The following is a 22837-nucleotide window of genomic DNA, read 5'->3' on the forward strand; positions in this document are numbered from 1 at the left end:
GCAGGGCGGCTCAAACTTCGTGCGGCGGAGAGGTGCAACGGCTTGGTCCATCCGCTTGGATTTCGCGGGACGCAAGCCATACCATCTCGCCGGCCGCGACCGGCGATGGCAATTCAATCCTGACCTCCGAACTCGTAGCCGGAGGGCGGCTGTGTCAGCCGATCGGCAGGTGCGTGACGGTCGGCTGCCGGTCGGCGATGATCTGCGCCTTGTGCTCGCGCTCCGTGACTGGCTGGGTCACAGGCAGTTGCAGCACGGTTGCGCGCTGGCCTTCGACGAGTTGCGTCACCAGCACGTATTTGCCGTCGGGGAATTCGATCGCGTCATGATGGCGGTCGGGAACGTGCGGATCGATCTTGCCGAACTTGCCAACGCGGGAATTGATGGTGCGCGTCCAGATCCAGCGATTGTCGTAGCGGACGTCGTCGGCGAAGGCGAGCTCCGTTCCCGGCAGCAGGCAGACGGCGACGGAAGGATCGGCCGCGGAGGCGAAGCCGCGCGTCGAGGTGCCGCGGAAGCTTGTCGTGACGATCGTCTCGCCGACTTCGGCGGGGCGCGACGCGACGGCATGCAGGCTGTAGTCACACATCGGGTGCTCCTCATGCTGGGATAGCAACCCGCGTCTCTTCGAGGCGCAGGCCTCTATCAGAGTGGAAGCACGAACGCTCTGCTTGGTTGTAGGCAAATCTGCGGCTGGTTTCCGCAAGCCGCGATCACATTATCTTTCCTGCAATCAATAGGAACAAAGCCTGCTGCGATGCATTCGGCAGGCGCGTCTCCGAATGTTGCCAGCCTGGATATTGCCGGTTTGGCTGCAACGGTTGCTCGATCGCATTCCGCGCGTTGCGGACGATCGCTGGCCGCCATTTCCTCGAACACTTGGGCCGCGCAGCGGTGCTGCTTGGTGGGCGTCGCGAGGAGCTACGCCAGGAGGAGGGGCCGGATAATCTGTGCAGAACCAGAAAGACTATCCAGCCGGAGCGGACGATGATCCGCTCCAATCTGTGACCGGCAATGCCGATCGGAAGCGCGCGAGGCGCCAAGCACTTCCGGTATGAACTCCCGGTATCGAGTACTCCCGGTATCAGTACTTCCGGTACAGCCCGATCAGCTTGCCCTGAATCTTCACGCGGTTGGGCGGCAGGATGCGGACCTCATAGGCCGCGTTGGCGGGCTCGAGTGCGATCGAGGCGCCGCGCCGGCGGAAGCGCTTCAGCGTCGCTTCCTCGTCGTCGATCAGCGCCACCACGATGTCGCCGGTATCGGCGCTCTCGTTGCGCTGAATCAGCGCCATGTCGCCGTCGAGGATGCCGGCCTCGACCATGGAATCGCCGCGCACTTCGAGCGCGTAATGCTCGCCCGAGCCGAGCATGTCAGGCGGTACGCTGATGGTATGGCTGCGGGTCTGCAACGCCTCGATCGGCGTGCCGGCCGCGATGCGACCCATCACCGGCACCGCGACGGGACGTTCGCCCTCGTCCGCGGGCAGGCTGGAGCTCGCACGCACCTTGCCGAGATTGCCCTCGATGACGCTCGGCGTGAAGCCGCGGCGGCTGCCGGCGGCTGCCTGGAGCTCGGGCAGCTTGATGACTTCAATCGCACGGGCGCGGTTGGGCAGGCGTCGGATGAAGCCACGCTCCTCGAGCGCCGTGATCAGGCGATGGATGCCCGACTTCGAGCGCAGGTCGAGCGCATCCTTCATCTCGTCGAAGGAGGGCGGTACGCCGCTTTCCTTCAGACGTTCACTGATGAACCGCAGAAGCTCGTATTGTTTGCGCGTTAACATCTCGACCAAAGTCCCCCGGTTGATGTCGTCCGATTCCGAGACGCTGAATTCGGCAATATGCCGCTACATGCTCGAAACAAATCATGAACAGACACTATATGTTCGATACATGTTCCGCAACTGCTTAATTTACCGTGAACAGAGCAAAGTTGGCGGAACGCGCATTGCCGGTGCGCTCAGACGGGGAGCCGCAACACTTCGCAAGCCGTGCCGGCTTCGGCCTTCGGCGCGAACGGTGCGCGCACGAGAAGTACCTGTGCTGCAGCGAGATTCGCAAGCAGCGAAGAGTCCTGATGATTGACGGGAAGAACGACGCGTGTGCCGTCGTCACGCTCCTCAAGATGCGCGCGCAGATAGTCCTCGCGCTGGTCGTTGGCGCCGACGTCGCGGCCGAGCACGGCGCGTTCACGGCGATGGTGAATCACCGAACGGCCGGACAGGGCGCGAATCAGCGGCACCATGAACAGGAAAGCGCACACGTAGGACGACACGGGATTGCCCGGCAGGCCGATCACACCCATTGTGCCGAGCCGCCCGTGCATCATCGGCTTCCCCGGCCGCATCGCGATCTTCCAGAACGCCATCGCGATGCCTTCGTCTCTCAGTGCCTGCTGGACCAGATCGTGGTCGCCGACCGATGCGCCGCCGGTCGTGATCAGGATGTCGGCGCCGCTCTCGCGGGCGCCGCGGATGCCGGCGGTGGTGGCCTCGAGCGTGTCGGCGGCAATCCCAAGGTCGATGGTCTCGGCGCCCTCGCTGCGCGCGAGCGCGTGCAGGGCGTAGCCGTTGGAATAGACGATCTGGCCGTGGCCGGGCGTGGTGCCCGGCATCACCAGTTCGTCGCCCGTGGCGAGAATCGCGACCCTCGGACGCCTGAAAACGGCAAGCTGCGGATGGTTCATTCCGGCGGCGAGCGCGAGGTCGCGCTCGGTGAGACGGCTTCCCTTGCGCAGGAGCACGTCGCCCTCGCGGAAATCGACGCCGGCGGGGCGGATGTGCCGACCGGCGATCGCGGCTTCCTTGATCGTGATCCGCTTGCCGTCGGCGACGGTGTCCTCCTGGATCACGACGGCGTCCGCGCCACCGGGAACGACGCCGCCGGTGAATATCCGCACGGCCTCGCCGGCGCCGACTGTCCCCGCGAACGGCCGGCCCGCCGCGACTTCGCCGATGACGGTGAGCCCGGAATTGATCGCCGCGGCATCGGCCGCGCGCACCGCGTAGCCGTCCATCGCCGACATCGCCTGCGGCGGCTGCGTGCGCCTTGCCGCGACGTCACGCGCGAGCACGCGATGGTAGGCCTGGTCGAGGGAAATCATTTCTTCCGGCAGCGGCTCTGCACCCGCCAGCACCGCGGCAAGCGCGTCAGAAACCGGCATCAAGGCCACGGCGAAAACTCCTGCTCGGCACGTTCGGGCGAATGTTCCGCAAGTCTTCTAGCCGAGCGTGGGCGCAGAGGCAAAAACAGCTGAGCGGGCACAGTCATCCCGCCGCCTTGTTCCGGAAGGCAGGATCAAGCGCGTCGCGGCATGATCCGAAGAACTTGTCAGATCGGCAGGAAGGCGGTCATGGCAAGGCGAGACCGACGAGTGCCCCGGCCTGCATTGATCAGCTCCCTGGCTGCCCGGGCGTTACGTCGGGCGCTTTGGGTCCCTGATCCTTGTCGGGCAGCGGATCGGCCTGGGATTTCAGGTCGGCGGCCTTGCTCACAAGCTTGGCGGAAAGGTCCGAGTCTGAAGTTGTCCTCGCGAATTCAAGAAGAAGAGAGGCCTGCTTGGTGAGGTAGGTTTTGCCCAGCACGATGATGCATCCGTCCGTAGAAGTCCCAACGGACTCTAAGAGTCCGGAAGGCGGTATTCCGTTCCGGGAACTCTGTACAAAAATGCACAAAGTGATCGGGTTCCTCAATTTCTTCGAAATTGGTCCCGTCGGGCCGTGCCGCGTGGGTTTCGCGACACCGGATCGTCGTCAAATGCCCAATGCCTTCAATGCGTTCCCGACGTCACGCGGCGAGGTCACGTGCACCGCCGTCAAGCCGCGCGCCCGCGCTCCCTCGATGTTTTCGGCAAGATCGTCGAAGAACACGATACGCCCGGCGGGCGCGCCGATCGCCGCAACGACGTGGTCGAAGGCCTCCGCATCCGGTTTGCGCAGGCCGATGCTGGACGACAAATACAGCTCGTGGAAATGGCCGAGGAGGCTGGCATATTCCCTCGAGAAATGGTCCACGTGCGGCCGGTTCGTGTTGGAGAAAGCGTAGAGCGGCATCTGCTTCGCTGCGCGCGGCAGCAGCTCGGCGATGTCAGGCATTTCACCGGCGAAGATCGCGTTCCAGCCTTCCAGGAACTGCGCATCCGAAATGCCGATTCCGAGCGAGTCTCGCAACGAGGCGAAATAATCCTCATCGCTGATCTTGCCCATCTCGTGCAACCGATAGGCTTCGCTGTCGCGCACATAGCGCGCGACGATGGATTCGGGCTTGCAGCCGGCGTGTCCCGCCCAGCAGGCGATCGCCTTGGAGAAATCGATATCGAGCACCACGCGGCCGAGATCGAACAGAAGCGCATCCGCGCTGCCGGGAGAGAGCGAGGTCACCTGCATCCTTTCACTCAGTATCGATACGGCTCGTGGTCGAACAGCGGAAACGCGCTGAACACGCTCGGCGCGTTGGTTGCGGTCGCCTGGTGCAGGCAGGATTTGTTGACCTCGGCGAACGAGGTCGCACCCAAGAGGCCGAGGCAGCGCAGCACCTCGTCCTCGAGCAGCTCCAGCATGCGCGCCACGCCGGCTTCGCCGGCAGCCGCCAGCGCCCAGCATTGCAGCCGGCCGATACCGACGAGGTCGGCGCCCGCCGCGATCGCCTTGACGATGTCGGTGCCGCGACAGACGCCGCCATCGACCATGATCTTTGCGCGACCGTTCACGGCATCGACGATTTCGGGCAGCACGTGCATGGCGCCGCGACCGTGATCGAGCTGACGGCCGCCGTGGTTGGAGACGTAGATCCATTCGACGCCATGATCGATCGCGATCAGCGCGTCCTCCGCCGTCGCGATGCCCTTGAGGATCAGCGGGATCTTGAACTTGTCCTTGATCATCTTCACGGTCCGCCACTCCAGACCCTTCTGGTAATCGCCGCCGGTGGCGCGCAGGCGACTCTCGCGAACGTAGCGCTTGGCGATGTCACGTTCGCGGCGGCTGTAATGAGCGGTATCGACGGTCAGGCAGAAGGCGGCATAGGCATTCTTCTCAGCCCGGCTGACGACGTCGGCGACGAAGGCGTCGTCGCCGCGCACATAGAGCTGGTAGAGACGCAGCGCGTCGGACGCAGCTTCGGCGGTCTTCTCGAGGCCGGGCTCGGACACTGAACTGAGCATGTGCGCCGCGCCGAAAGTGCCGCAGGCGCGTGCCACGCTCGCGGCGCCATCCGGATCGAAGATCTCGAGCGCGCCGACGGGGGCGAGCACCACCGGCAGGCGCATCCTGCGGCCGAATTGCTCGACCGACCCGGTGACCTTGCGGACATCGCGCAGCACACGCGGGCGGAAGGCGATCTCGTCCAGCGCCATGCGGTTGCGACGCATCGTGGTCTCGGTTTCGGCCGCGCCGACGATATAGTCCCAGGCATTCTGGTTGAGGTTGGAACGCGCTTTCCGGATGAATTCATGCAGATTCTGGAACGGCTCGGTGCTGGCGCCGAGCTCGACGTTCCTGTCCGGTTGGATGCGGGGTGCTTCGTTCATTGTTATCCTCCCGAGAATTTGAAGCCTTACCTCATCGCCTAACCCGTCCGGGTCGCCAAAACCATCCTAAAATGGCATGGCTGCAAGGCGTGGGCCGGCCGGCCGTCCCCGCTGCGCACGAACCGGGTCCTGCAACGTTGCCAAAAGTTTAGGTCCCGACGAAGGGATTTTTACGGTGTACCCGCCGGCGTGGCATCCCGGCCTTGAAGAAACCAGAATGGTATTGTGAGAAGCAGGCTGGATCGCCATTTGCATGGCGGCTCCCCAGCCCCACCGAACCGCGAAGCAAAAAGGCCAGCCTATCCATGCGGAAAACCCTGCTGTTTCCAATGGGCGCGCTCACCGGAGCGTGTCTGACCCTTCTGGTAGCCAGTCCGCACGGCGGCGTGTGGGCGGCACGGGCGGCAGCGAGCGCGGACGACGCCTATTCCAAGCTCAATTTGTTCGGCGAAGTGTTCGAGCGGGTGAAGGCGAGCTATGTCGAGAAGCCTGACAATGCCAAGCTGATTGAAGGCGCGATCACCGGCATGGTGACCTCGCTCGATCCGCACTCGCGCTACATGAACGACAAGGCCTGGACCGAGATGCAGGAGACCACCTCCGGCGAGTTCGGCGGGCTCGGCATCGAGGTCACGATGGAGGAGGGGCTGGTCAAGGTCGTCTCGCCGATCGACGACACGCCGGCGTCCAAGGCCGGCATCATGTCGGGCGACCTCATCAGCAAGATCGACGGCGATGCCGTGCAGGGCATGACCCTCGAGCAGGCCGTCAACAAGATGAAGGGGCCGGTCGAGACCCAGACCAAGCTCACGATCGTGCGCAAGGGGGCCGACGCCCCGCTCGACGTCGCGATCAAGCGCGAGATCATCCATGTGCGCCCCGTGCGCTTCCACGTCGAGAACGGCGATATCGGCTATATCCGCGTCACCTCGTTCAACGAGCAGACCACCGACGGCCTGAAGAAGGCGATCGCATCGATCTCGAAGGACGTTCCGCCGGAGAAGCTGGTCGGCTACGTGATGGACCTGCGCAACAATCCGGGCGGACTGCTCGACCAGGCCGTGTCGGTGTCGAGCGCGTTCCTGCAGCGTGGCGAAGTCGTCTCGACCCGCGGCCGCAACGCCGAGGAGACCCAGCGCTTCACCGCGCATGGCGGCGACCTCACCAAGGGCAAACCGCTGGTGGTTCTGGTCAACGGCGGCTCGGCTTCGGCCTCGGAGATCGTGGCCGGCGCATTGCACGATCACAAGCGCGCGACCATCATCGGCACGCGCTCGTTCGGCAAGGGCTCGGTGCAGACCATCATCCCGCTCGGCGCCGGCAACGGCGCGCTGGCGCTGACCACGGCGCGCTACTACACGCCCTCGGGCCGCTCGATCCAGGCCCAGGGCATCGCGCCCGACATCGAGATCCTCCAAGACGTGCCGCCCGAGCTGAAGGGCCGGATGGACACCATGGCGGAGTCCCAGATGCGCGGCCATCTCCAGGCGGCCGATGGCACCGAGCAGACCGGATCGCAGTCCTATGTCCCGCCGGAGGCGAAAGACGACAAGGCCCTGCATACGGCCTACGACTTCCTGCACGGCCAAACCGCAAATGCGGTCGCCGCCAAGCCCGGGCCGAAGGCTGCGGTGCCGAACTAGCCTTGCGACTTCCAGACATCGCCCGGGAGCGGATGACCGCTCCCGGGCGAATTCGTTTGGGGACGCGGTCTTACCTCGGGTTCATGGCCGCGAAGGTGGCCTCGTAGCAGCCATCGCTCGGCCCAGCGCGGGGCGCGAAGTCGCAGCGATGCGACTTCAAGGTTCAGCTTTACCGAGCGCTCGGTCTTAACTGTGTCATGGCGACGCCGGAGATCGCGAGCAGCCCGCCGATCATCAACTTTGAAGTCATGTGTTCGCCAAGGAACACGACGCTCGACATCAAGGCGAACACCGGAAGCAGCAAACCGAAGGGCGCGACGCGACCCATGGAGCAACGCCCGATCAGCCAGAACCACAGGCCAAACCCGACAATTCCTCCGATGAAAATCGTGTAGGCGAGTGCCAGCCAACCTCGTCCATCCGCCGTGACGAGGCTCGCGAGTTGTCCATGTTCAAGGAGCAGCGACATCCACATGACCTGCGGCACCGTGAGTAGCGAGGACCATCCCATCAACATCAAGGGATCAAAAGGGCCGTAGCGTTTCGTCAGGACATTGGACACCGCGAATGCGAAGGCTGCTCCGACCACGAGCAGCAGCGGAAGCGCGTTTGCGGACTGGCCGGGCTCCGCCGCCAACACGACCACGCCGACGAATGCAAGCACCACTCCAGCGGAAGTGGTGAGAGACGGCCTCTCCGCGAGCAGCGGCCACGCTAGCAGGACGGTGAAGGGCGTGGCGAGTTGATAGGCGACGGCCGACATGGTTCCCGAGCCGAGCCCAAGGCCGACATAGAAAAGGCCGAAGTTCAGCCCACCGAGGAAGATCGAAATAGCTGCGATGGGGCCGAACTGCTGACGCGCGGGCTTTTTGACGAACGGAACGAGCAGCAGCGCGATGGCCAAAAAGCGCAGCGCGAGGAAGAAGAGGGGCGGAAACTCCGTAACCCCCACTTTGATGGCGACGAACTGGTAACCCCAGAGCAAGGGGACGGCCACCGCACAGACGATCTGGATGGCAGACATGGCATTCTTCCTTTCAAGACCGTTCGGTCCATATATTGGCGTGCCAACGCGGGAAGCGGCCGAACCTGATGAAACGGGTTGTCTACCTGATGAAGCGGTCGAGGAGAGCGTCAACGGTGGCTTGCGACGTGATCCGCGCCGGTGCCGTTTTGCCGACGACGCGCAGCCCCTCGACGAAACAGACGAGAATTTTCGCGGCAGTTGTAGGCTCGACGGCATCGGCCAGCTTGCCCGCCGCCTTCGCACGGGACAGCGCATCGGCCACCCTGGCCTCCATGGCTTTGAAAAAGCTCGCGATGCGGCGATCAACTTCAGCGTCACGGCCAGCCAGCTCCATGGCTGTGGCCACCAGCAGGCATCCGCGCCGGCCATTGGCGCCGCTCGTTCGGTCAACGTAACCGGCAAGATAGGCCCGCAAGCCGTCGACCGGCTCTCGGCGGGGGCCGAGTTCGACATCCATCCGTGTCAGGGCATCGGCGACGTAGCGATCAAGCGCACGCAAGAACAGCGAGTGCTTGTCTCCGAATGCGGCATAAAGGCTGCCACGCGAGAGCTTCGTCGCCTGAAGAAGGTCGGGTAGCGCCGTGGCGTGATAACCGCGCGACCAGAATACGCCCATCGCCCGCTCGACTGCAGCTTCCGCGTCGAAACTTCGGGGACGGCCACGAGGCAACTGCACAGGGGTTTGGCGGCGCATCGCCGATATATAGACCGAATGGTCTTCAATTCCTAGGGGCCCGCCACCGCCGTTTGGCTGTCCGGCCGATGTGTCCGCCTGGCCTCTCGAGCCGACAATTGCGCCTGTGTGAGTCCAGGCTCTAGCCCGCCTCGCGGCGGCGGCCTTCGTTGCCGCCGCGCTGGGCGAGACGACTGCGATGAACTGCGAACAGCTCCAGCACCTTGTCGGCGGGTTTTGCGGCGCTGAACAGATAGCCCTGCATCTCGGAGCAGCCGAGTGCGCGCAGCAGACGCTGCTGCTCCTCGGTCTCGACGCCCTCGGCCGTGGTGGTCATGCGGCGGGCGGCGGCGAGATTGACGACCGCCTGCACGATGCTGGCGGAGCCGTCGGGGCCGGCGATGTCGCTGACGAAGCAGCGATCGATCTTGATCTTGTCAAACGGGAAGCGGTGCAGATAGCTCAGCGAGGAGTAGCCGGTGCCGAAATCGTCGAGCGCGATGCGGACGCCGATGGCGCGGAGTTGATGCAGGATCGCAAGCGCGGTGTCGTCGTCGCGGATCAGCACCGCCTCGGTGATTTCGAGCTCGAGCCGGCTCGCCGGCAGATTGGAGGCGGCAAGCGCCGCCATGATCTTCAGCGCCAGCGTGCCGCTCTTGAACTGCACCGGCGAGACGTTGACGGCGAGGCGGATGTCGTCGGGCCAGTTCGCCGCGTCCCGGCACGCGGTCGCCAGCACCCATTCGCCGATCTCGTTGATCAGGCCGGTGTCCTCGGCGATCGGGATGAATTCGGCCGGCGAGACCATGCCGCGCTCGGGATGGCGCCAGCGCACCAGCGCCTCGCAACCGGTGATGCGGTCGTCCTTCAGGCTGAGGCAGGGCTGGTAATACACCTCGAGCCCGCCTTGGGCGATGGCTTGGCGCAGGTCGATCTCGAGCTGCCGCCGCTCGTGGATCTTGGCGTCCATCTCCGGCTCGAAATAGCGATAGGTGCGGCGCCCTGCGGCTTTGGCGGCGTACATCGCCATATCCGCGTTCTTCAGGATCTGGTCCAGCGCCGTTCCATGTTCCGACGCCAGCGCGATGCCGATGCTGGCGTCGGTGGCAAGATGATGGCCCATGCAGTCGAACGGCGCGCGGATGGCCTCGAACACCCGCGCGACGAGCTCGTTGACCTGGTCCAGCGATGTCACCGCGCTCTGGACGATTGCAAATTCGTCGCCGCCGAGCCGCGCCACGAAGTCGGCCGGACCCGCGCACCGCTGGAGGCTCTGCGCAATTGACTTCAGGAGCTCGTCACCGACGAGATGCCCGAGCGCGTCGTTGACGCCCTTGAACTCGTCGATGTCGATGTAGTGCACAGCGAGTAGTTCGCCTCCGGCGACGAGATCGAGTTCCTGACGCAGATGCTCGTGGAACATGGTGCGGTTGGGCAGGTCGGTCAGCGCGTCGTAATGAGCGAGATGGGTGATGCGCTCCTCGATACGCCGGCGCTCCGTGATGTCCTCATGCGTCGCCACCCAGCCGCCGTCGGTGAGCGGTTCGTTGACGATCTGGATCGAACGGCCGTCGGAGGTGTCGACCACCATGGAATTGCGCAGATGGATGTCGCGCAGGACCCGTGCGACATACTGGTCCACATCGCCCGTGAACGAGCCGGTGGCTCGGCGATGCGCAATGATGTCGTGGAAGCTGCAGCCGGGTCTCACGATTTCGGCCGACAGCCCGTACATCTCGATGTAGCGCTGATTGCAGATCACGAGCTGCTGCGAGGCGTCGAACAGCAGCAGACCCTGGGTCATGTTGTTGACGGCGCGGTCGAGACGCTGCATTTCCAGCGTCAGCCGTTCCCGCGAAAGACGATGCTGCTCCAGGAGCTTGCGTACGATCGCGATCAGCACGCCCGCGATGGCGAGCGCGGAAGAGGCGGCGACCGAGATCAGGATGCCGATTTGCTCGCGCCAGTCCGTCAGGGCCGTCGCGCGCGTCGTGGTGGCCATCATCAGGATCGGGAAGTGAGGCAGGGCGTGTGAGGAAATCAGCCGGTCCTCGCCGTCGACCGGGCTCATGAAGCGGCCGGCAAAATGGTCGAGCCCGAAAACCCTTTGATGCGCGAACGGACCGTTCTTGAAATTCCGTCCCATCAATTCGTTGGAATGGGGATAGCGGGCGAGCATCGTGCCGTCCCGGTGCAGCATCGAGATCGTCGTGCTTTCGCCGAGCACGGCGGACTCGAAGAATTTTTCGAAATTTGCCGGCTCGATGCCGCGTCCGACCACACCCATGAACTCGCCGTTCGGTCCGACGATCTTGCGCACGATCAGGATGGTCCAGGCGCCGGAGATGCGACTGTAGAGTGGCTCGATCAGGACATCGGGAGCGTCGGGATCGTGCCGGAAAGTCTGGAAATAGGCGCGATCGGCAACGTTCACGTTCGGGGCCGGCCATGCCGCCGACGAATTGATCAAATTGCCCTCGGCATCGATGATATTGACGCCGCCTATGTAGGGCAGTGCCTCGATCTTCGAACGCAGCATCCGGTGGAGGTCCTGGCCGGCGAGGCGCTTGCGATAGTCTGCCGCATTGGTGATGCCGCTCGCGCGGACGTAGTCGACGAAATCCTTCTGGATGACCGCGAAATCCTGTAATTGCTGGTCGAAATGATGGGCCAGCATCAGCACGGTGTTTTCCAGCTCGCGGCCGGCGTTGCGCAGCGCACGTTCGCGAAAATTCTCCGCCATCAGCGTCGCGCCGACGGCGATCGCAGCGATCAGCAGCGTGCCGCCCACCACCAGCCAGCGGATAGGTCCGCTGCGCACGAAGGCCTGGTCAAAAAGGCGGCTGCCGAATCTCGTCATCATGATCGATCGTTGTCGTGCGCACGCCAGGGTCAATTCGTGGCCCCGTAAACATCCGTTGGTTTAGGGGAACGGAGTGGAGGCGAAGTTAGCAAGCTGGGTTAATGCGCCGTGAACAGACACTCGCAAAAGCAATCAATATGCGGGACGCGAGATGTGCAGGAATTGCCGGAAGCTTCCGCGCGCCCTGACAATTTCTGCCGACCATCGCGATGATCAATCGAAGCTTAACCATCTAAGATGCTGGCGATCCTTAAGGTCCGCATTGGCACACGAATTGCGAACGTCTTCCCAACGACGAACGTCGTCGCAACGACGCAGAGGGCTACGATCATGAAGAATGCTGTGAACAAATTTCTCGCCGACGAAACCGGCGCAACCGCGATCGAGTACGGCCTGATCGCCGCCGGCATCGCGCTTGCGATCATTGCCGTGGTGAACGGCCTGGGCAGCAAGCTCAATTCAAAATTCGGGTCGATCAGCGCGTCGCTGAAGTAGCAGCGGCAATCAGACGCGGTAATGGCCGGATTTGCCGCCGAGCTTCTCGACCAGGTGGATGCCTTCGATGCGCACGCCGCGCTCCACGGCCTTGATCATGTCGTAGATGGTGAGGCAGGCGACCGAGACGGCGGTGAGCGCTTCCATCTCGACGCCGGTCGGGCCCGTGACCTTCACGCTGGCGCGGACAAGGCAGCCCGGCAGCGATGCGTCAGGCTCGATCTCGACCGTCACCTTCGACAGCGCGAGCGGATGGCAGAGCGGGATCAGCTCCGCGGTGCGCTTGGCGGCCATGATGCCGGCGATGCGGGCGGTGCCGAGCACGTCGCCCTTCTTGGCGTTGCCGGACACGATCAGGTCAAGCGTCGCCCTGGTCATGACGACGCGTCCTTCCGCGACCGCGAGCCGCTCGCTCGCGGGCTTGTCCGACACGTCAACCATCCGCGCCTCCCCGGAGGCGCCGATATGGGTGAGGGCAGGGCCGGTCTTGGACTTGGCCTTGGTCTTAGACTTGGACTCGGACTTGGCTGGTTTCGTCGCGCTCGGCTTGCTGGCCATGTCAGCGCGTGCCTGTCGCGCGCGCCGTCGTCTCGCGCGCCAGCAGCGTGCGGGTCGCAGCGGTAACGTCGGCTTGCCGCATCAGGCTCTCGCCGACCAGGAAGGTCGACATGCCGACGCGCTCGAGACGGGCGAGATCGGCGGGCGTGAAGATGCCGCTCTCGCCGACCATCAGCCGGTCGCCGGGGACCAGCGGCGCCAATGTTTCGCTGGTCGCAAGCGTGGTTTCGAAGGTACGCAAATTGCGATTGTTGACGCCGATCATCGGCGAACGCAACTTCAGCGCGCGGTCGAGCTCGGCGCGGTCGTGGATCTCGATCAGCACGTCCATGCCATGGGCGATGGCGGCGTCCTCGAGCTCTTTTGCCGTGGCATCATCGAGCGCCGCCATAATGATCAGGATGCAGTCGGCGCCGTGCGCGCGGGCCTCCGCCACCTGATAAGTGTCGAACATGAAATCCTTGCGCAGCACCGGCAGTGACGTTGTCGCGCGGGCCGCAACCATGAAGTCGAGATGGCCCTGGAACGAGGGCGTGTCCGTCAGCACCGACAGGCAGGCAGCGCCGCCGGCCTCATAGGCCCTTGCGAGCAGCGGCGGATCGAAATCGGCGCGGATCAGGCCCTTTGACGGCGAGGCCTTCTTGATCTCCGCGATCAGCGCGTAGTCGCCATTGGCGTGCTTGGCCTTGATCGCGCGGAGGAAGCCGCGCGGTGCTGCTTGCGCCCTAGCCTTCGCCTCCACCGCCGACAGCGGTTGCGCGCGCTTGGCCGCCGCGATTTCCTCGCGCTTGTAGGCTTCGATCTTGGTCAAGATGTCCGACATGTCAGGCTCAGCCGTTAGAGACCGCGATCAGGTGTTTCAGCCGCGCGCTCGCCGCGCCGCTGTCGAGCGATTTTGCGCCGATCACGACACCTTCCTTGAGGTCCCTGGCACGCCCGGCCACGACCAATGCGGCAGCGGCGTTGATCAGCGCGACGTCACGGTAGGGGCTCGGCTTGCCGTTGAGCACGCTCTGCAAGGCGATAGCGTTGGCGTCGGCGTCGCCGCCTTTGAGTGCACCGGCCTCGCAGCGCGGCAGGCCCGCGTCCTCCGGAGTCACCTCGAAATTCCGGATCTCGCCATCGTGGAGCGCGGAGACGAAGGTCGGGCCGGTGAGGGTGATCTCGTCGAGGCCATCGGAACCGTGCACGACCCAGGCGGATTCGGAGCCGAGGTTCTTGAGCACTTGCGCCAGCGGCTGCACCCATTGCCGGGAGAACACGCCGACCATCTGCCGCTTCACGCCGGCCGGATTGGACAACGGGCCGAGCAGATTGAAGATCGTCCGTGTCGCAAGCTCCACCCGGGTCGGGCCGACGTTCTTCATGGCGGGATGATGGGCGGGGGCGAACATGAAGCCGATGCCGCATTCGCGTATGCAGCGGCCGACCTGCTCCGGCCTCAGATCGATCTTCACCCCGAGCGAAGCCAGCACGTCGGCGGCGCCCGAGCGCGACGACAGCGCGCGGTTGCCGTGCTTGGCCACCGGCAGACCGGCGCCCGAAACGATGAAGGAGGCACAGGTCGAGACATTGACCGAGCCGGAGCCGTCGCCGCCGGTGCCGACAATGTCGACGGCGTCCGCGGGCGCATCGACCGTGAGCATCTTGGAGCGCATTGCCGCGACAGCGCCGGTGATCTCGTCCACGGTCTCGCCGCGCACCCGCAGCGCCATCAGCAGACCGCCCATCTGCGAGGGCGTCGCCTCGCCGGACATTACGGCGTCGAAGGCGGAAGCCGCTTCGTCACGCGACAGGCTGGCGCCGGTCGCCACTTTTCCAATGATCGATTTCAGGTCGTCCATCGCGTGCTTTCAACTCACTGGGTCGCGCCGGTCACCTGCGCGAAGGCGGCCTGATTAATGGTGGTCCCGATGTCGGTTTCAAGCTTGTTGACGTAGGAAGCGACCTGCTCCTCGGTCTGCGCGCGGTCGATACTGTCCTTCAGCTTCTTGACCGCCTCGGAAGCGGCGTCGACCGAGGGATCGACGATCTCGGTGACGCGGAACACGATCACCTCGGTGCCGCCGGTCACCGGCGACTGCCCGACGCCGTCCTTGGCGACGCGGAAGGCGGCCGACACGACGGTTGCGGGCACGCTGGCGGGCGAGTCGTCGCGCTTGAAGCCGGTGGCGGTCTCGACCTTGGCGCCGATCGCGGCTGCTTCGTCGGCGAGCTTGCCGCCAGATTCGAGCTTCTGCACCATTTCGGTCGCCTTGGCCTTCAGCTTGGTCGCGATCTGGTCCTGCCGCCAGCGCGCCTCGACCTGGTCGCGAACCTCGTCGAGATTGCGGTCGCGCGAGGGCGTGATGGCGAGCACGTCGTACCAGACATAGCCGCCCTTGAAAGAGATCGAGTCGTTGTCGACGCCGACATCGGTGTTGAAGGCCTGCGAGACCACGTCGAGGCCCTGCGGAATGCCGGAGACCGGCTGGCCGCTCGGGGCGCGGCCGGAACGGTCGACGGCGTCGATGGTCACGGCGGTGAGCCCGAGCTTCTGCGCCGCGTCGATCACGCTGGCACCGCCGCCGCGTTCGTCTTCCATCTTGTCGCGGAGATCGGCGACCTTGACGCGCGCGCGCTCGATCGCGATCTCGCGCTTGATGTCGGCGGCAACGCTCGCATAGTTCGCCTCATTGCCCGGCTCGATCTTGTCGACCTTGACGATCGACGTGCCGAGGCGGCCCTGAATCGGCTGGCTAATTTCACCGGCGGGAAGCGCAAAGACGGCGTCTCCAACCGCCGGATCGAGCGAGGATTTGGTCACGAGCCCGAGATCGACGTCGGACGCGCTCAGTCCGCGCTCCTTGCCGAGGTCCTCGAACGACGTCCCGCTGGTGAGCCGCTCGCGTGCGGTCTGCGCCTCGGCGGCGTTGGGGAATACGATCTGCTGGATCTGGCGCTTCTCCGGCGTGCCGAGCCGGTCCTTGCGCTGCTCGAACGCTTTCTTGGCGTCCTCGTCCGACACCTCGCTCCACTTGCCGATCTCCTCCGGCGAGACCACGACGAACGCGATCTTGCGATATTCGGGCGCACGGAACTGAACCTTGTGATCCTCGAAATAGGCGGCGAGCGCCTCGGGCGATGGCGCGTCGATGCTGCCTGCCTGGGCTGCGTCGAGCCTGACGAATTCAATGGCGCGCTGCTCGTTCTGGAAGCGCGTCAGCACGTCGAGCATCGCCTTCGGCGGCTCGAGGCCAGCACCGATCGTGCCGGTGATCTGCCGACGCAGCGAGACTTTGCGCTGCTCCGAAACGTAACGCTGCTCGGTATAGCCGAAATTGCGGATCACGGACTGGAAGCGGTTCGAATCGAAGTTGCCGCCGACGCCCTTGAAGTTCGGGTCGTTCATGATGAGCTGGCGGATCTGGTCGTCGGACTGGCCGAGCCCGAGCCGGCGCGCCTCTTCGTCGAGGGCGGCTTCCGCGATCGTCTGCTGGAGCACCTGACGGTCGAGACCGAAGGCGCGCGCCTGTTCAGGCGACAACGGCCGGCCGAATTGGCGGCTGATCTGCTGGAGGCGATCGGTGTAAATCTGGCGGAACTCGTTCAACGAAATCTCGGTGCCGCCGACCTTGGCCACGGTGGATTGCCCAAAGCCCTTGAAGATGTCGGCAATGCCCCAAACGCCGAAGCTGATGATCAGCACGCCCATCACAACGGCCATAATGGTCTTGCCGAGCCAGTTTGATGAGGCCTTGCGCATTCCTCGAAGCATTTGGTCCAACTTGTTTGGCAGGAGGGGAACGGGAGCGCGTCTTAATGCAGATTCCGCAAAAGCGCGTCACCAAATTGATCAATCATCATAAAGTGGTGGCTTTCCCCCCGCAACCTCGGGTCCGGCAGGCTTTCGATCCCTGCGGTTAAAAGCCCCTGGTCTCTGGAACTGCCACGGGACCTCTGCTAGCGCATGAACAAACCGAATTTTGCTGGAATTTGACATGACCGATGCCATCCGCCCCCTGATCGCCGGCAACTGGAAAATGAACGGCCTGAAGGCCTCGACTGCCGAATTCGACGCCATGCTCAATGGTGCGGCAGAGGTGGCCGGCAAAGCCGACCTGCTGGTTTGCCCGCCGGCGACACTGATCGCAGCCTTTGCCGAGAAGGCGCGCGGCAAGAAGGTCGCGGTGGGGGCCCAGGATTGCCACCCCAAGGCCTCCGGAGCCCATACCGGCGATATCGCCGCCGAAATGCTGGTGGATTCGGGTGCGACCGCCATCATCGTCGGCCATTCCGAGCGCCGCGCCGACCATGTCGAGGGCGATGGCCTAGTCCGACAGAAGGCTGAGGCCGCCTGGCGCGCCGGGGTGACGGCGATCGTCTGCATCGGCGAGACGCAAGCGCAGCGCGATGCCGGCCAGACCCTGGATATCCTGCGTGGGCAGCTCAACGGCTCGCTCCCGGATGGCTCGACCGCCGCCAATCTGGTCGTGGCCTATGAGCCGGTCTGGGCAATCGGCACCGGCCTGACTCCGACGTCTAGGGATGTCGAGCAGATTCATGGCTTTATCCGGGAATTCCTGACCTCCAGGTTCAAGGCCGACGGCGCCGGGATGCGGATCCTCTATGGCGGCTCGGTCAAGCCGTCGAACGCGGCCGAGCTGATGGCCGTGAAGAACGTCAATGGCGCGCTGGTCGGCGGGGCCAGCCTTAAGGCGGCCGATTTCCTTGCGATTGCGCAGGGCTGTCCCTAGCTAAACCCAAACCTTAGGACCCGGCCGATCGGGGGTGGCAATGCCCCGTCCGATCGTGTAACACCGCGCAACTTCAGGAAAACCCGCGAAGCACGATTGGCCGCCGTCTCGGCGCTGTCGGCTTGTGACGGAAGGGCACTATGCAGACCGTTGTCATCGTCATTCACCTCATGATCGTCACCGTCATGATCGGCGCCGTCCTGCTCCAGAAGTCGGAAGGCGGCGGCCTGGGCATGGGAGGTGGGGCAGGCTTCATGTCGAGCCGCGGCACCGCGAACCTTCTGACGCGGACCACCGCGATCCTGGCCGTCGGCTTCTTCCTCACCAGCCTGTTCCTGTCCTGGTATGCCGGCTACGACCGCAAGCCGTCGTCGATCATCGGCGCCCCGGCGTCGCAGACCCAGCCGGCCGGTGGCGGGCCGATCGCGCCGCCGACCTCGGGCGGCATCCTGGATTCGCTGAAGAAGGCCGATGAGCAGCAGCAGGCGCCGGCACCGAGCGGCCCGCAGGTACCGCGTTCGCAATAAAGCAGGGGGGCCATGCAGGGCGGCTTCTACCGTCCTGCATCAACAATCCCCATCAAGGCTCTGTCACCACTCTCAGTTCTGGCTCACCCACAGCCCCGCAAAATGTTTGGGGCGGAATACGAATCGCTTTGGCGAATCGAATTCGAGGGATTAGAGGTTAAGCCCCATGGCGCGGTACATATTCATCACCGGCGGCGTGGTTTCTTCGCTCGGCAAGGGTCTGGCTTCAGCGGCACTCGGTGCCCTGTTGCAAGCCCGGGGCTACAAGGTCCGCCTCCGCAAGCTCGACCCCTATCTCAACCTCGATCCCGGAACGATGTCGCCGTATCAGCACGGCGAGGTGTTCGTGACCGATGACGGCGCGGAGACCGACCTCGATCTCGGTCACTACGAGCGCTTCACCGGGCGGCCCGCGACCAAGGCCGACAACATCACGACCGGGCGCATCTACCAGGACATCATCTCCAAGGAGCGGCGCGGCGATTATCTCGGCGCGACCATCCAGGTGGTTCCGCATGTCACCAACGCCATCAAGGACTTCGTCCTCGACGGCAACGACGATTACGACTTCGTGCTGGTCGAGATCGGCGGCACCGTCGGCGACATCGAGGGCCTGCCGTTCTTCGAAGCGATCCGCCAGCTCAAGAACGAGCTGCCGCGCGATCACGCCATCTACATTCATCTGACGCTCTTGCCTTACATCCCGAGCGCTGGCGAGCTGAAGACAAAGCCGACGCAGCACTCCGTCAAGGAGCTGCGCTCGATCGGCATCCAGCCGGACATCCTGCTCTGCCGTACCGATCGCGAGATCCCGAAGGAGGAACGGCGCAAGCTCGGGCTGTTCTGTAACGTGCGCGAGAGCGCCGTCATCGAGGCGCGCGACGCCGACAGCATCTACGCTGTCCCTCAGGCTTATCATGCCGCAGGTCTCGACGACGAAGTGCTTGCCGCCTTCGGCATCGGTTCGCGGATTCCGCCGGAGCTGCGGAGCTGGCAGCAGATCAACGAGCGCATCCGCAATCCCGAGGGCAACGTCACCATCGCCATCGTCGGCAAATACACCGGCATGAAGGATGCGTATAAGTCGCTGATCGAGGCGCTCTCGCATGGCGGCATCGCCAACAAGGTGAAGGTCAATCTCGACTGGATCGAAAGCGAGATCTTCGAGAAGGAAGATCCCGCGCCGTTCCTCGAGCACGTCAACGGCATTCTGGTCCCTGGCGGCTTCGGCCAGCGCGGCGCCGAAGGCAAGATCCGCGCGGCGCAGTTCGCGCGCGAGCGCAACGTGCCGTATTTCGGCATCTGTTTCGGCATGCAGATGGCGGTGATCGAGGCCGCGCGAAACCTTGTCGGGATCGAGGAGGCCAACTCCACCGAGTTCGGCCCGACCAAGGAGCCCTTGGTCGGCCTGATGACGGAATGGCTGCGCGGCAACGAGCTCGAGAAGCGCACCAACGCCGGCGATCTCGGCGGCACGATGCGCTTGGGTGCCTATCCCGCGGCGCTCAATCGCGGCAGCCGCGTCTCGGAGGTTTACGGCGGCGCGACCGAGATTTCCGAGCGCCACCGCCATCGCTACGAGGTCAACACCGCCTACAAGGATCGCCTCGAGCAGCACGGGCTGAAATTCTCGGGCCTGTCGCCCGACGGCGTGCTGCCGGAGATCGTCGAGTACGAGGATCACCCCTGGTTCATCGGCGTCCAGTTCCACCCCGAACTGAAGTCGCGCCCCTTCGAGCCGCATCCGCTGTTTGCGTCGTTCATACGCGCGGCGATGGTGCAGAGCCGGCTGGTGTAATCGGCTCAGGGCGTGGTGGTGCAGTCAGGTGCAAGATGCATCGGCTCCGGCGCGGCCGGCATCGACGTATCAGGCGCAAGCGTTCCCGTGATCAGCTTCATCTGCGGCCGGCGCGTCAGCTTGTAGACGGCGGCCGGCGGCACGTTCAGCAGGGCACGATCCACCAGCTTTGCGCGCAAGCCTAGCCGGTCCAGCACGGGCCGTGGGATCGGGCAACTCATGCCGTAGGTGAATTGGTAGAACGCGCCGCCGGGCCGGACATGACTGAACGCGCCACCGACGATCGAGACGACCTTGCGCGTCGACATGTTGAGCAGCGGCAGGCCGCTCACGACCGCGCCGACGGGCGCGCCGTCGTAGAGGCGCTCCGTTGCCAGCCGCCCCGCATCCATCCACAAGACGCGCGCGTTGGGAAAACGCATCTGGAGCAGCTTCATGAAGTCGGAGCCGTATTCGATCAGCGTGAGGTCCTGCTGGCGCACGCCGCGTTTGAGCAGCTTGTAGGTGAACGCGCCGGTGCCGGGGCCGAGCTCGAGAACAGGGCCGGTCGACGCGGTGATCTCGCGGGTGATGAGATCGGCCAGCGCCGCGCCTGACGGCGCGATCGCGCCGACGCGGCGCGGGGCTGACATCCATGACAGGAAGAACGAGAGGAAATCGTTGGGCATGCGCACTCCGGCATCTTGGTTGCGCCTCGCAGGTCAGAGGTGAGGCGGCCGAAGAATCGCTTGAGTGCATTGCGACAGCATTGCGTGCGCCATGCCGATTGCGTCAATTCTCCCGGACTGGCGGCAGTGACATCCTGAAGCACGCGCCGCCGATCGCTCCGTCCGCGACGAAGATGTGGCCGCCATGCAGGAGCACGATCTCGCGCACCATGTTGAGGCCGAGGCCGGCACCGCGATCGAGCGGCGTCAACCGGTAGAACGGCTCGAATATCGCGTCGCGCTGATCGGCCGGAATGCCGGCGCCTTCGTCCGCGACCTCGATACTCGCTGGCCCGCTGACACGAATGCCGATGGTGCCGCGGCGAGGGCCGTGCTGGATCGCGTTCTGCACAAGGTTGGTGAGCGCGCGCTCCAGCGCCGCCGCATCGCCGATCGTTTCGACCGGCGTGGACGGGGCGTCGAGCGCCAGCTCGTAGCCGGCGGCAATGGCCAGCGGCGCGAGATCTGCGGCCGCGTTTTGCGCGATTGCGACGAGGTCGACGCGCGTGAAGGGATGACCGCAGCGGTCGAGCCGCTGAATGTCCAGCAATTGCTCGGCAAGCGTTGCCAGCCGCGCGGAATCCTCCAGCAATCGGGTCTTGTCCGGCCCCCCTGGAAGCGACTCCAGCCGCGTGTTCAGGATCGCGATCGGCGTGCGCAACTCGTGTGCGGCATCGGCGACGAAGCGCTTGTGACGGGCATAGCCCTGGTCTAGCCGCGCCAGCGCGTCGTTGACGGCGGTCACGAGCGGCACGACCTCCAGCGGAATCCGGTCCAGCGATAGCCGTGCGCCGCGTTGATGGATGTCGATGCGCCGCGCCTGGTCCGCCGTCGCATCGAGCCCCTCGAAGGCGCGCTGTACGATCATCGGTGTGGCAATGAACGTCGCTGTTCCCATGAGGAGCAGGCCGGGCAGGGCGATGCCGAGCAATGCAAGCGACGTCATGAACAACGCCTTGGAGCCGGTGAGCTTGCCTTGCGTCGCCGTGATGATTTGCACATTGCCGGCGTCGGTATCGACCCGCTTCAGCCGCGCCGGGGGCTTGCGCGGATCGTCCTCGAACAGCTGCCAGCCGAGCCGCGCCTGGCTGATCTGGTCGAGAGCGCTGCCGATGGCTGCGAATTCGGCCGGCACGGCGCCTTCGCTGAGCGAATGTCCCTGCCTGTCGCGGACCAGGAACCAGAGATCGGATGTCTCGCTGCGCAATTGTTCCAGCTCGGTCGTCGATCGCAGGACCAGGTCGCCGCGCGCGTCGCGCGCGACCGCGCGCTGGACGATGTCGATCACGCGATCTTCGTCGCGGCCGGCGAGCACGAACCCCGACGCACACAATGCCCCGACGACGACGGCAACGAGCGCCGAGAGCAGCACCGCCTGGAGCGCCAGCAGGCGCCAGCTCAGCCGTGAGCGCAGGCAATAGGGATCGTCGTGCTTGCTCATGGCAGCTTCTTCAGCAGATAGCCGACGCCACGGATGCCGTGGATCTCCACGCGCGCATCGGCTTCCGAGAGTTTGCGGCGCAGGCGCGACACGTGCGTATCGAGTGCGTTCGACTGGATCTCGTCGTCGAAACTGTAGACGGCTTCTTCCAGCGCGGAGCGCAGCACGGTCCGGCCCATGCGGCGGACCAGGGCTTCCAGCACGAGCAGCTCGCGCCGCGGCAGCTCGAGCGGGGCGCCGTCGATGCTTGCCTCGCGATGGCCAAAATCGAAGGCGAGGCGGCCGGCGTGCAGGATGTCGGGCTGCAGCCCGGCGGGCCGGCGCAGCACGGCGCGCAGCCGGGCCAGCAATTCCTCCACCGCGAACGGTTTTGCCAGGTAATCATCCGCCCCGCAGTCCAGTCCGGCGACCCGGTCGGCGAGTTCGCCGCGCGCCGTCAACACGATGATCGGCACGCCGTCGGCGCGCGCCCTGAGTTTCGGGATCAAAGTGAGACCATCGCCATCGGGAAGCTGGCGATCCAGCAGGACGGCGGCGTGGACGTCGGCAGAAATGGCCTCTTCCGCCTCGGCGAGCGTCGGCGCGTGGTCCACCACCATGTCGTAGCGCTTCAGCGCCGACGCCAGCGCATCGGCCATTTCGGCCTCGTCCTCGACGAGCAAAATCCGCATGATCCGCACCTCAACCTCAATCGCGCCATTCTAGCGGCCGTATCATTGCGGCAGCATTGCGGGAACCGGCTTTCGAGGAAGTGGCTTTGAGCAGTCTCTAGCCATGCGCGGAACGCCACCGGGGGCGGCCAGGCGGCCCTCAAGACACCGTTAGGGCCAGCCGTTATAA

21 protein-coding genes are annotated in these 22837 nt (G+C 64.8%); 5 read left to right on the forward strand and 16 right to left on the reverse strand.

Annotation, left to right across the window (positions count from 1 at the left end; all coding sequences use genetic code 11):
* Positions 1 to 154 precede the first annotated feature (154 nt).
* From C7G41_RS25070 to C7G41_RS25095, 6 genes are all read right to left on the reverse strand, one after another.
* On the reverse strand, positions 155 to 589 hold the full coding sequence (locus C7G41_RS25070; RefSeq protein WP_027518171.1) for a hypothetical protein: 435 nt from the start codon (positions 587 to 589) through the stop codon (positions 155 to 157).
* 495 nt (positions 590 to 1084) lie between these two features.
* Positions 1085 to 1786, reverse strand: a complete 702-nt coding sequence (gene lexA, locus C7G41_RS25075) for a transcriptional repressor LexA (protein ID WP_106945054.1) — start codon at positions 1784 to 1786, stop codon at positions 1085 to 1087.
* A 176-nt stretch (positions 1787 to 1962) separates the two neighbouring features.
* Entirely contained in the window at positions 1963 to 3174 is a 1212-nt protein-coding gene (gene glp, locus C7G41_RS25080) for a gephyrin-like molybdotransferase Glp (RefSeq protein ID WP_106945022.1), read from the reverse strand.
* Between the two features lie 220 nt (positions 3175 to 3394).
* Positions 3395 to 3586 (reverse strand): hypothetical protein, encoded by a 192-nt coding sequence (locus tag C7G41_RS25085; protein WP_027518168.1) that lies wholly within the window; start codon positions 3584 to 3586, stop codon positions 3395 to 3397.
* Between the two features lie 168 nt (positions 3587 to 3754).
* Entirely contained in the window at positions 3755 to 4387 is a 633-nt protein-coding gene (locus C7G41_RS25090) for an HAD family phosphatase (protein ID WP_199198592.1), read from the reverse strand.
* Between the two features lie 8 nt (positions 4388 to 4395).
* On the reverse strand, positions 4396 to 5529 hold the full coding sequence (locus C7G41_RS25095) for an alpha-hydroxy acid oxidase (RefSeq protein WP_106945023.1): 1134 nt from the start codon (positions 5527 to 5529) through the stop codon (positions 4396 to 4398).
* Positions 5530 to 5834: 305 nt separating this feature from the next.
* Here C7G41_RS25095 and C7G41_RS25100 point away from each other — a divergent pair, with 305 nt between their 5' ends.
* Positions 5835 to 7172 (forward strand): S41 family peptidase, encoded by a 1338-nt coding sequence (locus tag C7G41_RS25100; protein ID WP_106945024.1) that lies wholly within the window; start codon positions 5835 to 5837, stop codon positions 7170 to 7172.
* 169 nt (positions 7173 to 7341) lie between these two features.
* Here C7G41_RS25100 and C7G41_RS25105 read toward each other — a convergent pair whose 3' ends face one another.
* From C7G41_RS25105 to C7G41_RS25115, 3 genes are all read right to left on the reverse strand, one after another.
* On the reverse strand, positions 7342 to 8196 hold the full coding sequence (locus C7G41_RS25105) for a DMT family transporter (protein ID WP_106945025.1): 855 nt from the start codon (positions 8194 to 8196) through the stop codon (positions 7342 to 7344).
* A gap of 82 nt (positions 8197 to 8278) precedes the next feature.
* Entirely contained in the window at positions 8279 to 8893 is a 615-nt protein-coding gene (locus tag C7G41_RS25110) for a TetR/AcrR family transcriptional regulator (RefSeq protein ID WP_199198593.1), read from the reverse strand.
* A 121-nt stretch (positions 8894 to 9014) separates the two neighbouring features.
* The gene (locus tag C7G41_RS25115) at positions 9015 to 11735 is read right to left on the reverse strand and encodes an EAL domain-containing protein (protein WP_106945026.1); all 2721 of its coding nucleotides are present in this window, start codon (positions 11733 to 11735) and stop codon (positions 9015 to 9017) included.
* A gap of 330 nt (positions 11736 to 12065) precedes the next feature.
* Between C7G41_RS25115 and C7G41_RS25120 the strand changes: the two genes are divergently transcribed.
* The gene (locus C7G41_RS25120; RefSeq protein WP_106945027.1) at positions 12066 to 12230 is read left to right on the forward strand and encodes a Flp family type IVb pilin; all 165 of its coding nucleotides are present in this window, start codon (positions 12066 to 12068) and stop codon (positions 12228 to 12230) included.
* Positions 12231 to 12239: 9 nt separating this feature from the next.
* Here the strand turns inward: C7G41_RS25120 and moaC are convergent, their stop codons facing one another.
* From moaC to C7G41_RS25140, 4 genes are read right to left on the reverse strand one after another with little or no spacing between them, the layout of a single operon-like run.
* Positions 12240 to 12788: a cyclic pyranopterin monophosphate synthase MoaC gene (gene moaC, locus C7G41_RS25125; RefSeq protein ID WP_106945028.1), complete on the reverse strand. Its 549-nt coding sequence runs from the start codon at positions 12786 to 12788 to the stop codon at positions 12240 to 12242.
* Between the two features lies 1 nt (position 12789).
* Positions 12790 to 13611 carry an indole-3-glycerol phosphate synthase TrpC gene (trpC, locus tag C7G41_RS25130; protein WP_106945029.1) on the reverse strand — a complete coding sequence of 274 codons (822 nt, stop codon included), beginning with the start codon at positions 13609 to 13611 and terminating at the stop codon, positions 12790 to 12792.
* Positions 13612 to 13618: 7 nt separating this feature from the next.
* The gene (gene trpD, locus C7G41_RS25135; RefSeq protein WP_106945030.1) at positions 13619 to 14632 is read right to left on the reverse strand and encodes an anthranilate phosphoribosyltransferase; all 1014 of its coding nucleotides are present in this window, start codon (positions 14630 to 14632) and stop codon (positions 13619 to 13621) included.
* A 14-nt stretch (positions 14633 to 14646) separates the two neighbouring features.
* On the reverse strand, positions 14647 to 16545 hold the full coding sequence (locus tag C7G41_RS25140; RefSeq protein WP_106945031.1) for a SurA N-terminal domain-containing protein: 1899 nt from the start codon (positions 16543 to 16545) through the stop codon (positions 14647 to 14649).
* A 223-nt stretch (positions 16546 to 16768) separates the two neighbouring features.
* Here C7G41_RS25140 and tpiA point away from each other — a divergent pair, with 223 nt between their 5' ends.
* From tpiA to C7G41_RS25155, 3 genes are all read left to right on the forward strand, one after another.
* Positions 16769 to 17524, forward strand: coding sequence for a triose-phosphate isomerase (gene tpiA, locus C7G41_RS25145; protein WP_106945032.1), 756 nt, complete (start codon positions 16769 to 16771; stop codon positions 17522 to 17524).
* 140 nt (positions 17525 to 17664) lie between these two features.
* Positions 17665 to 18051, forward strand: a complete 387-nt coding sequence (secG, locus tag C7G41_RS25150; RefSeq protein WP_007590603.1) for a preprotein translocase subunit SecG — start codon at positions 17665 to 17667, stop codon at positions 18049 to 18051.
* A 166-nt stretch (positions 18052 to 18217) separates the two neighbouring features.
* Positions 18218 to 19849 carry a CTP synthase gene (locus C7G41_RS25155; RefSeq protein ID WP_106945033.1) on the forward strand — a complete coding sequence of 544 codons (1632 nt, stop codon included), beginning with the start codon at positions 18218 to 18220 and terminating at the stop codon, positions 19847 to 19849.
* Positions 19850 to 19854: 5 nt separating this feature from the next.
* On the opposite strand, the gene C7G41_RS25160 is transcribed toward C7G41_RS25155, so the two are convergent.
* From C7G41_RS25160 to C7G41_RS25170, 3 genes are all read right to left on the reverse strand, one after another.
* Complete coding sequence (locus C7G41_RS25160; RefSeq protein WP_199198594.1) at positions 19855 to 20517, reverse strand: class I SAM-dependent methyltransferase; 663 nt, start codon at positions 20515 to 20517, stop codon at positions 19855 to 19857.
* 103 nt (positions 20518 to 20620) lie between these two features.
* Complete coding sequence (locus C7G41_RS25165) at positions 20621 to 21997, reverse strand: HAMP domain-containing sensor histidine kinase (RefSeq protein ID WP_106945035.1); 1377 nt, start codon at positions 21995 to 21997, stop codon at positions 20621 to 20623.
* Positions 21994 to 22668: a response regulator transcription factor gene (locus C7G41_RS25170; RefSeq protein WP_106945036.1), complete on the reverse strand. Its 675-nt coding sequence runs from the start codon at positions 22666 to 22668 to the stop codon at positions 21994 to 21996. The genes C7G41_RS25165 and C7G41_RS25170 overlap by 4 nt, the downstream gene beginning before the upstream one ends.
* Positions 22669 to 22837: the final 169 nt, after the last annotated feature.

The sequence above is a fragment of the Bradyrhizobium sp. MOS002 genome, from assembly GCF_003020115.1.
GTDB lineage: Bacteria > Pseudomonadota > Alphaproteobacteria > Rhizobiales > Xanthobacteraceae > Bradyrhizobium.